Here is a 10320-nt window from a genome sequence, read left to right as displayed (position 1 = left end):
GACCTCGACCGCGCCGGCGGCGGTCATCACCTGCCGCGGCTGCGCGTGACCGTTACGGACCACCAGCCGACGGCCACGGGCGTCACGCTGGTCGGCGAGCTCGGCGATGTAGGCGTCGACCTCGGCTTCCAGGGCGGCGGCGAGCATCCGCCGGGCACCCTCCCGGACGATCTCATCGATCAGCGACGGGCTGCCCGCCGGACCATCGGCGGGCGTGTTCTCCTCGGGTACTACCGTGAGCACGGGCGTGCCTTCCCGACCGACGCGTCAACGTCGGCCTGACTGAGACCTCAACCTCGATCACCGGGAAGGTACGCCCTCCCCAGCCGATCCACAGGTCTCAACCATTGCTCCTCGTGCCTCGTCGAGAAAGATGACGCCGTCGCGTCGGCGGCTGGTGGGGAGACGGAGACAGACGGCCAGGCGTTGATCCATGCGGCTTCAGCCGTGCGGGCTGTCGGGCGGTGGGGTTCACAGGGATCACACAGAGGTCGCACAGGGTCTGCGCAGGCGGGGGGCCGACCGTGAGGGCATGACACTCCTGCCGATTTCCGATGTCTCCCGCACCATCGCCCCGCGCACCATCGCCCCGCGGTCCGACTACCCGCGGTCCTCGAGCCAGCCTTCCGCAGGGCAGGTCGGCCGGGAGGGGCGCGCCGATCAGAGAGTCACACAGCCGAGCCCGCGGCCACCCCGGGCGGATCATCCCGTTCTGGACCTGGTGGTGCCGGTCTACAACGAGGAGCAGGATCTCGCGCCGTCGGTTCGGCGGCTGCACGCCTTTCTCCTCGGCCGGTTCCCGTATCCGTTCCGGATCACGATCGCGGACAACGCCAGCACCGACGGGACCCTGGCGCTGGCCCGGGTCCTGGCCGCCGAGCTGCCCGGCGTCGCCGTCACCCACCTCGACCTCAAGGGACGGGGACGGGCGCTACGGGAGGTGTGGTCGTCCTCGGACGCCGACGTGCTCGCCTACACCGACGTCGACCTGTCGACCGACCTGGGCGCCCTGCTCCCCCTGGTCGCGCCGCTGATCTCCGGGCACTCGGACGTGGCGATCGGTAGCCGGCTCAGCCGCGGGGCACGGGTGGTGCGCGGGCCGAAGCGGGAGTTCATCTCCCGCTGCTACAACCTGCTGCTGCGCCGGACGCTGCGGGTGCGGTTCCGCGACGCGCAGTGCGGCTTCAAGGCGATCCGGTCCGACGTCGCCGCACACCTGCTGCCGCACGTCGCCGACACCGGCTGGTTCTTCGACACCGAGCTGCTTGTCCTGGCCGAACGCTGCGGACTGCGGGTGCACGAGGTGCCCGTGGACTGGGTGGACGATCCCGACAGCCGCGTCGACATCGTCGCCACCGCCCTGGCCGACCTGCGGGGCATCGTGCGGGTCCGCCGGGCGATCGCCAGCGGCGCGGTGCCCGTCGCCCACCTGCGCTCCTGGATCGGACGCCGCCCGCTCACCGCGGCCTGCGCGCTGCCCACCCACCTGACGCCCTACCCGGACGCCCACCCCGACCCCCGCGACCAGCGCGACCAGCGCGACCTCCACGACCTCCACGACCAGCGCGACCCGCACGACCAGCGACCCACGCAGCCGGACGCCGACCGGCAGGCCGCCCCGGCCGGCACCGGCGCCCCGGCCGGCACCGGCGCCCTGCGCTGAGCCCGCCCGCATCCCGCGGCATCCCGCACTGAACCCGCCCGTCGGGTGGGTGGCCTTGCCGCGACTGACTCTGGAGCTTTCTCGATGACGACCACCGCACCCAACGTCGACCCATCCGACACGATCCGGCTCGCCCCGCGGCCGCGCGGCGGCGGGCGCTGGGCCCAACCGCCGCCTCCGCCGCCGGGCAGGGGACACGGGCGGCTCGGGCGGCTGGCCCGCGGGCCGGCCGGTGATCCGGTCTGGGTCCGGGCGGCGCTGCTGGCCCTGCTGGCCGGCACGGCGCTGCTCTACCTGTGGAACCTCAGCGCCTCCGGCTACGGCAACAGCTTCTACGCGGCGGCGACGCAGGCGGGCTCGCAGAGCTGGAAGACGCTGCTGTTCGGCTCCCTGGACGCCGGCAACGCCATCACCGTCGACAAGCCGCCGGCGGCGCTGTGGATCTCGGGGCTGTCCGCGCGGGTCTTCGGCTTCTCCTCCTGGTCCGTGCTCGCGCCGCAGGCGGTGGAGGGGGTCGCGGCCGTCGGGCTGCTGTACGCGACGGTCCGGCGCAGCGCCGGCGCCACCGCCGGGCTGCTCGCGGGCGCCGCGTTCGCGCTGACGCCGGTCGCCGCCCTGATGTTCCGCTTCAACAACCCGGACGCCCTGCTGGTGCTGCTCCTCGTCGCCGCGGCCTACTGCACGGTCCGGGCGACCGAGCGGGCCAGCGCACGCTGGCTGATGCTCGCCGGGACCTGCCTCGGCTTCGGCTTCCTCACCAAGCTGGCGCAGGCGTTCCTGGTCGTCCCGGCACTCGGCCTGGCGTACCTGGTCGCCGCGCCGACGGGCCTGGGACGCCGGGTGCTGCATCTGGCTGGCGCGGCCGGGGCGATCGTCGTCTCGGCCGGCTGGTACGTCGCCCTGGTCGACCTGTGGCCGGCGTCGTCACGCCCCTACATCGGCGGTTCCACCGACAACAGCCTGCTGCAGCTCGCCCTCGGTTACAACGGTCTCGGCCGCATCCTCGGCTCCTCCGGCGGCGGGGCCGGCGGCGGCGGGGGCGGGATGGGCGGCGGGGGGAACAACGGCTTCGGCGGCGCGACCGGGATCACCCGGCTGTTCGGGTCGAGCATGGGCTCGGAGATCTCCTGGCTGCTGCCCGCGGCGCTGCTCGTGCTGGTCGTCGGACTGTGGCGAACCAGGCGGGCACCCCGCACCGACCCGGCGCGGGCCGCGCTGGTGCTGTGGGGCGGCTGGCTCGTCGTCAGCGGGCTGGTGTTCAGCTTCATGAGCGGGATCATCCATCCCTACTACACCGTGGCCCTGGCGCCGGCGATCGCCGCGCTCGTCGCCGCCGGCGGGACCGCGCTGTGGCGCGACCGCGACCAGTTCCCGGCGCGGGCGGCACTCGCCGCCATGATCGCGCTGACCGGCGGGTGGAGCTTCGTGCTGCTCGACCGGGTGCCGACCTGGCTGCCGGCGCTGCGCTGGATCGTGCTGGTCGCCGCGTTGGCCCTGGCCGCCGCGCTGGTCGCCGGCGCGGCCCGCTTCACCCGGGTGACCGCGGTGCTCGCCACCGCGGCGGTGCTCACCGTCGGCGCCGGCAGCACCGCCTACGCCGTCAGCACCGCCGCGCATCCGCACACCGGCTCGATCCCCACCTCGGGACCGTCCAGCGCCGCCATGGGCGGTGGCCCCGGCGGCAACGGCGGACGCTTCGGTGCCGGCGGCACCCCGCCGACCGGCACCACCCCGCCGACCGGCACCACCCCGACCAGCGGCACCACCACGACCGGCACCACCAGCACGGCGGGCAGCACGTCCACGGCGGGCGGCACCTCGACGGCCGGCGGCACATCCACGACCGGCGGCACCTCGACGGCCGGCAGCACGTCCACGACCGGCGGCACCTCGACGGCCGGGGGGATGGCGGCGGGCGGAGGCGGCGGCGAGCAGTCCGCGAACGCGGCGTTGACGGCGCTGCTGGCGCGGTCGACGACCACGTGGGCCGCGGCCACGACGGGCGGCGCGACCAGCGCGGCGCAGCTCGAACTGGCCAGCGGGCAGTCCGTGATCGCGATCGGCGGCTGGGACGGCAGCGACCCGGCGCCCACCCTGGCCCAGTTCCAGCAGTGGGTCGCCGACGGGAAGATCCACTACTTCCTGGCCGGCGGCGGGGGCATGGGCGGCGGGATGGGCGGCGACCGTGCCACGGGCACCGGCACCGCGATCGCCACCTGGGTTGCGGCGCACTTCACCGCCACCACGGTGGGCGGTCAGACGGTCTACGACCTGACCGCCACCAGCACGAACGGCTGACACGACGATGCCGGGCACGACGATGCCGGGCACGACAACGGCTGACCCTGCCCGCCACGGCGGCGACGGACCTCCCGGGGACCATCGCCGCCGCGGCGGGCGTTTCGGCCCCTCCGCTGCGATCGGCGCGCCCGGATCAGCACGCCGTCCGGATGAGGGCGCGGTCCGGCCCCGACAGTCAGGAGGTTCCGCGGAACCGCACCGCGGGGCGGGCCGGGCCGGGGCGGACCCCCGAGCCCATGCCGATCTCCACCTGGACGAGTGGGCGGGTGGTCAGGGGGTGTCGGGAGCGGCGTGCTGTCTGGCGAGCAGGGCGCGCAGGCCGTCGACGATGAGGGTGTCGGCGAAGGCGGTGAGGTCGCGTCCGTGGACCTGCGACCACATCGCCTCCACCCGGCTCAGCGCCGGCCACTGCGCGGGCCGGTCGCTCGGGACACCGGTACCCGCGCCCTCGCGCAGCCGGCGCTGGATCGACCGGGCCATGCCGTAGTCGTGCAGGACGTTGAAGCCGAGCAGCGCGTTCTTCGGCGTCAGGCCGGCGTCCAGCAGGATCTGGAGGTAACCGTCCATGATCCGCCACCCCTGGGTGGTGGGGGGGCGGCCGTAGACCAGGACGTCGACACCCGGCCACGCCTCCAGGGCCGCGGCGCAGCGCCGGCGCAGCTCGCACAGGCGCACGTCCCAGTCGCCGAGGTCGGGCGGGGGAATCTCGACGCCGGCGAGGACCGCGTCGATGACCAGGTCGACCAGCGCGTCCTTGCTGGCAACGTGGTGGTAGGCCGCCATGGCGGACACCCCGAGCTCCTCGGCGAGCGCGCGCATGGTCAGCGCCTCGAACCCCCGGTGAGTCCCCACCCGCAGGGCGGCGGCGACGATGTCGTCGACCCCCAGGGCCCGCACCGCACCGGCCGGCGCGCCGGACGCCTGCGCGCCGCGCGCCGTAGCCGGACGGGCACCTGCCGCCACCTCACCACCCGAGACACGTCGACGTCGCCGGGCGCCGCCACCCTCCCCGGCACCCCCGGGGAACGCCCCGCGGTCAGTATAAAACCGGCGCCCCCACGGACCGGACGATCGTCCGACCCCGGTCGGTCAGTCGATGCGGCCGGTGGTGACGAGGTGGTCGACGAGGACGGGGACCTCGGCGAGCGCCCGCAGCGCGTCGTTGAGGTGGGTGCAGCCGTCGGTGCCGACGACGAGTCGGATGACCCGGGCCCGCAGGGTCCGCATCGGCTCGCCGAGCAGCAGGTCGACGTTGTCGGCGGCCGACGGGCAGGTCTCGAAGGGCAGCACCCGCGGGTCCGCGCGCAGCCCGACGAGCCGCATGGTGGCCGGGTCGACGGTGGCGTGCACGCCGTACTCGTGGACGACCGTCTCCACCCCCTGCGGGCTCCACATGCTGTCCCGGAACATCGAGTCGACGGTGAGCAGGCCGTGGGGCGTCCCGGGCTCGGGCGCGACCACGTCCACCCGGCGCCGGCGGCGGAACATCGCCGAATCGCCGGACGGCGCCGGCATCCGGTGCCAGGCCAGCGGGTCGTCGGGCTGCTCCAACGGATGGGCGGGCACGAGGTTCTGTTCCAACCCGCCACCCTGGGCCATCCGCTCCAGCGGGGCGCCGTCAGCCCGCCATCCCGAGCAGACCTCCCGCATCGCCTCGACCCGGCTGGCCGCCGTCGACGCGGCGAACTCCGTCAGTTTCTCCTGCTCGCGGGGCCACAGCCGCCAGGCGATCGGCGCCACGAGGGTCGCGCCGGGCATGTCGTCGAGCAGGAAGTGCAGCGGCGATCCGGTGGCGACGTCCTCGGGGACCAGTTCGCGCAGGCGGGCACGGTAGCCGCGGCCACCACTCTGCCCGATCAGGCCGTCCAGGGCCTTGCGCGGGGGCACACTGGTGACGGAACGCAGCGTCCGGGTGCTGTCGATGGTGACGCGCAGCTGCGCGGAGTCGACCACCGTCGCCTGCCTGTCGCGCCCGGTCACGAGGTCGCGGGCGCCGGCGTGCAGGTGCATCGGGGACCCGAAGCCGTCGGGCCAGGTCACGTTGAGATGGCTGGTGCGGCGCACCGATCCGGGCACGCGCGGCGGGGCGCCCCGGTGTGGACTACCCGGCGGCGGGGTCAGCTCGGCGAGTGCCGGCAGCGGTCGTACGGGAGACGGCATCTGGACCTCCGAGCCCGGTCGGGCGGCACGCCGCAGCGGCGCACCGCCCTTCTGGGCCGCGCCCGCGGCATAACCCGTCACCCTTTACACAGTAAAGCCAGTGGTGAATCTACCCTGCACAATCCCGCTGCGCTGGGTGACATCGACCACGGGCAGGCCGGACACCCGCAGCCCGAGTGGGGGTGCGGGTGCGCTCCCGGTCAGGGTGCGGAGTCGGTCCAGGGGCTGGGGCGGTTGGGGGCTGGGGTCGGGCAGGGGCTGGAGCCGGGCAGGGGCTGGAGTCGGTCAGGCCGGGAAGGCGAAGTCGCGGATCAGGGTGACGAGCTCCAGGGGTCGGTCGCTCTGCACGGCGTGGCCGGCGCCATCGACGAGGGCGTAGCGCAGGGCCGGCAGGCGGCGGCGGAACTCGGCGACGTCGGCGTCGTGGACGTACTTCGACTCGCCGCCCCGCACGAGCAGCGCCGGCACGGTGATCGTGTCGACCTCCTCCCACAGCGAGGTGAAGTCAAGCCAGTCCGGGGTTCCCGGCGGGGGCGGGCCGAACAGGTCGTACCGCCAGGACCAGCGGCCGTCCGGCAGCCGGCGGGCGTTGTGGCGCACCCCGCGGCGCACCCCGGCGGCGGCCCGCAGCGGGCTGAGCGCCACCGCGGCGTCGGCCATCTCCTCGAACGAGGCGTAGGTCGGCGGTCCGGAGACGAGCGCCACCGAGCCGCGTTCGGCCGTCGTCATCGTCCGGCTCGGGTCGTTGACCTGCGGGGTGACGTCGACGATCACCGCGCGGCGACAGAGGTCGGGGCGCGTCGCGGCGAGATGGGTGACGGTCAGGCCGCCGAGCGACATGCCCACCACGACCGCCGCGTTCGGCGCCACGGCCGGCAGCGCCGCCTCCAACGCCTCGACGTTGCGCCACGGACCGTAGTCGCGGTCGGCGCGCCAGGACGACCGGCCGTGGCCGGGCAGGTCGAACGCCACCGCGGGCCGGCCCAGCGCGAGCGCCACGTAGTCCCAGGTGTGGGCGTTCTGCGCGCCGCCGTGCAGGAACACCACCTCGGGATCGGCGGTGCCCCAGCGGATGTAGCTCAGCCGTCGGTCGGCCGCCAGGTCGACGTAGCCGCGGCTGACGTCGGGCCGGCCCGCGAACGGCAGGCCCAGTTCCTCGGCGTTCTCGTGTAGCAGTCCGAACTCGTCGTAGTCGTCGGCCGCCAACGTGCCCTCGACATCGGTCGCCACGTCGCCTCGCTCTCCTCGCGCCGGCCTCGATCCGTCCCGCGAACCTCGATCCGACCCACGAACCTCGATCCGTCCAGCGAGCCTCGATCCGTCCCGCGAACCTCGATCCGACCCACGAACCTCGATCCGTCCAGCGAGCCTCGATCCGTCCAGCGAGCAATGTAGGACGCTCCGGCGTCGACGTGTGCCGCTTCGAGCCGCAATGCGATCCCAGCGGTGGGAATGCCGATCGACAGGCGCGGTTGTTAGTATGAGTCAAGCAACTATCCGACGTGGACGCGGGGCACACGGTCGACCCGACCAAAGGCATGCGCCAGACGCAGCGGGCACACGCCCGACGCAGAAGGTACCCAGGCCCCTCACCGCAGCGACGAGATGCCTCCCGGCCCCCGGCCGACCCGCCTCGCGCCCATGCCATGCAGCACGCCCGGCACCGCCCGCAGCGGCGGGCCCGGCCCGCATCGGTGATGGAGGGAGCAGCGCCGGATGTCCACGACAGCGGGGACTCCGGTCGACGCAGCGCGCCGGCCACACCAGGACGACCACTCGGGATACCGCTGGATCGCCCTGTCGAACACGACCATCGGGGTACTGATGGCGACGGTCAACAGCTCGATCGTCATCATCTCCCTACCCGCGATCTTCCGCGGGATCCACCTCGATCCCCTGCAGCCGGGCAACGTCAGCTACCTGCTGTGGATGCTGATGGGCTACATGCTCGTCTCCGCCGTGCTGGTGGTGACGCTGGGCCGGCTCGGCGACATGTTCGGCCGGGTCCGGATCTACAACGCCGGCTTCGCCGTGTTCAGCGTCGCCTCGATCGGGCTGGCTCTGACCCCCTGGCAGGGCTCGTCCGGGGCGCTGTGGCTGATCGGCTGGCGGGTCGTCCAGGGCGTGGGCGGCGCGATGCTCATGGCCAACTCGACGGCCATCCTCACCGACGCCTTCCCTACCCGCCAGCGCGGCATGGCGCTGGGCATCAACCAGGTCGCCGCGCTCGCCGGCTCCTTCATCGGGCTGGTCGCCGGCGGACTGCTGTCGGAGTGGAACTGGCGCGCGGTGTTCTGGGTGAGCGTGCCGATCGGCGTGGCCGGCACGATCTGGTCCTACCGCAGCCTGCGCGACACCGGCCGGCGCGCACCCGCGCGGATCGACTGGTGGGGCAACATCACCTTCGCGGTCGGGCTGACCGCGCTGCTCGCCGGCGTCACCTACGGCATCCAGCCCTACGGCGGCCACGACATGGGCTGGCTGAACCCGAAGGTGCTCGCCGCACTGATCGGCGGCGCCGCCGTCCTGGTCGCGTTCGTCCTCATCGAACGGCGCACCGCGCAGCCGATGTTCAACCTGGCGCTGTTCCGGATCCGGGCGTTCACCGCCGGCAACGCAGCGGTCCTGCTGTCCTCGATCGCCCGCGGCGGGATGCAGTTCATGCTGATCATCTGGTTGCAGGGGATCTGGCTGCCGCTGCACGGCTACGACTACGTCGACACGCCACTGTGGGCGGGCATCTACCTGCTGCCGCTGACGATCGGGTTCCTGGTGGCGGGCCCGGTGTCGGGCTTCCTGTCCGACCGGTTCGGCGCCCGCGCCTTCGCCACCGGCGGCCTGACGCTGGTCGCGGCGACCTTCGTCGGCCTGCTGCTGCTGCCGACGGACTTCAGCTACCCGGCGTTCGCGGCGCTGCTGGTCCTCAACGGGATCGGTTCGGGCCTGTTCTCCGCGCCGAACACGACCGCGGTGATGAACGCCGTGCCCGCGGCAGCCCGCGGCGGCGCGTCCGGGATGCGCGCGACCTTCATGAACTCCGGCCAGGTCCTGTCGATCGGCCTGTTCTTCTCCCTGATGATCGCCGGGCTGTCCTCGACGCTGCCGCACTCGCTGCACAGTGGGCTGGCCGCGCAGGGCGTGCCCGCCGACGTCACCGACCGGGTGGCGAACCTGCCGCCGGTCGGCAGCCTGTTCGCCGCCTTCCTCGGCTACAACCCGATGCAGAACCTGCTCGGCGACGGCACCCTGCACCAGCTTCCCGCGGCGAACGCCCAGGCGCTGACCGGCAAGGAGTTCTTCCCGCACCTGATCGCCTCGCCGTTCCACCACGGCCTGATCATCGTGTTCTCGCTGGCCATCGCCATGTCGCTGATCGCAGCCGTCGCCTCCCTGCTGCGCGGCGCGCGGTATGTCCACGTCGAGACGCTGCTCGCCGCCGAGGCCGCCGCCGGCCCCACCGCGGACGGCGGCACCATCGGTGGCGGTGCCATCACCGACGGCGGTGCCATCACCGACGGCGCTGCCCACACCGACGGCGCTGCTGTTCCGGCAGGAAGCAGCAGTTTGAGGGAGATCCGCCATCCGGTTGAGAACAGCCACCCGGCCGAGGACAGCCACCCGGTTGAGAACAGCCACCCGGCCGAGAACGGCCACCCGGCGGGGAGCGGTCAACCGGCCAGGAGCGTCCTGCCGGCAGGGCGGATGCGGCCGTCCGACCAGGCGGGCGTCGACCTGGACGCGCCGACGGTACGGATCCCCTAGCCGCGCATCCCTAGCCGCGCACTGCCTGTGCCCGGGGGAGGCGGACGGCCGTCCACCTCCCCCGGCCGCACCGATGTTCTCCCACCCGCGCCGCCCGCCCACCTCACCCTCGGCGCCCGCCTTTCCGCGCCGCCTGCCTGCGACGCCTACCCTCCAACGACGCCACCCAGCTCTGCTGCCGCGGACGTCGGCTGCTGCCACGGTCGCCCTTCCTGGGTGGCTGCCGGGAGACTCGGCGCGCCAGTACACCCGTCGAGAGCCGGTACCGCCCACGGACCGCGAAGGGTGTGGCGGCCAGATCCGGTTGTTGTGGTTGGCGTTGTTCGCGCGGGACGTGCAAGTGCGGGTTGGTTCCCGTGTCGTCTCCGCTCACAGCGTACGAACATGTGTTCGACATCCGGGGTGTGTTGTTCTACCGTCGACCCATGGTTTTC

6 protein-coding genes and 1 pseudogene are annotated in these 10320 nt (G+C 73.5%); 3 read left to right on the top strand and 4 right to left on the bottom strand.

Going from position 1 to position 10320, the window contains the following annotated elements; translation table 11 throughout:
• Positions 1–243: pseudogene (locus FF36_RS30560) on the bottom strand (IS256 family transposase); the annotation flags it as partial.
• Positions 244–724: 481 nt separating this feature from the next.
• Here FF36_RS30560 and FF36_RS30555 point away from each other — a divergent pair.
• Together FF36_RS30555 and FF36_RS30550 are read left to right on the top strand one after the other, a co-directional pair.
• Positions 725–1663 carry a dolichyl-phosphate beta-glucosyltransferase gene (locus FF36_RS30555; protein WP_479686805.1) on the top strand — a complete coding sequence of 313 codons (939 nt, stop codon included), beginning with the start codon at positions 725–727 and terminating at the stop codon, positions 1661–1663.
• An 84-nt stretch (positions 1664–1747) separates the two neighbouring features.
• The gene (locus tag FF36_RS30550; protein ID WP_044888685.1) at positions 1748–3961 is read left to right on the top strand and encodes a glycosyltransferase family 39 protein; all 2214 of its coding nucleotides are present in this window, start codon (positions 1748–1750) and stop codon (positions 3959–3961) included.
• 273 nt (positions 3962–4234) lie between these two features.
• Here FF36_RS30550 and FF36_RS30545 read toward each other — a convergent pair whose 3' ends face one another.
• From FF36_RS30545 to FF36_RS30535, 3 genes are all read right to left on the bottom strand, one after another.
• Complete coding sequence (locus FF36_RS30545) at positions 4235–4927, bottom strand: TetR/AcrR family transcriptional regulator (RefSeq protein ID WP_236706338.1); 693 nt, start codon at positions 4925–4927, stop codon at positions 4235–4237.
• Positions 4928–5053: 126 nt separating this feature from the next.
• On the bottom strand, positions 5054–6205 hold the full coding sequence (locus tag FF36_RS30540; protein WP_242419913.1) for a DUF2889 domain-containing protein: 1152 nt from the start codon (positions 6203–6205) through the stop codon (positions 5054–5056).
• A 204-nt stretch (positions 6206–6409) separates the two neighbouring features.
• Positions 6410–7354, bottom strand: a complete 945-nt coding sequence (locus FF36_RS30535; RefSeq protein ID WP_044888684.1) for an alpha/beta fold hydrolase — start codon at positions 7352–7354, stop codon at positions 6410–6412.
• A 486-nt stretch (positions 7355–7840) separates the two neighbouring features.
• Here FF36_RS30535 and FF36_RS30530 point away from each other — a divergent pair, with 486 nt between their 5' ends.
• Positions 7841–9886, top strand: coding sequence for an MFS transporter (locus FF36_RS30530; RefSeq protein WP_044888683.1), 2046 nt, complete (start codon positions 7841–7843; stop codon positions 9884–9886).
• Positions 9887–10320 lie beyond the last annotated feature (434 nt).

Origin of the sequence: Frankia torreyi (assembly GCF_000948395.1) — a bacterium.
GTDB lineage: Bacteria > Actinomycetota > Actinomycetes > Frankiales > Frankiaceae > Frankia > Frankia torreyi.
The sequence above is the reverse complement of the archived record's forward strand: the minus strand, read 5'-3'. Positions and strand labels throughout refer to the sequence as shown.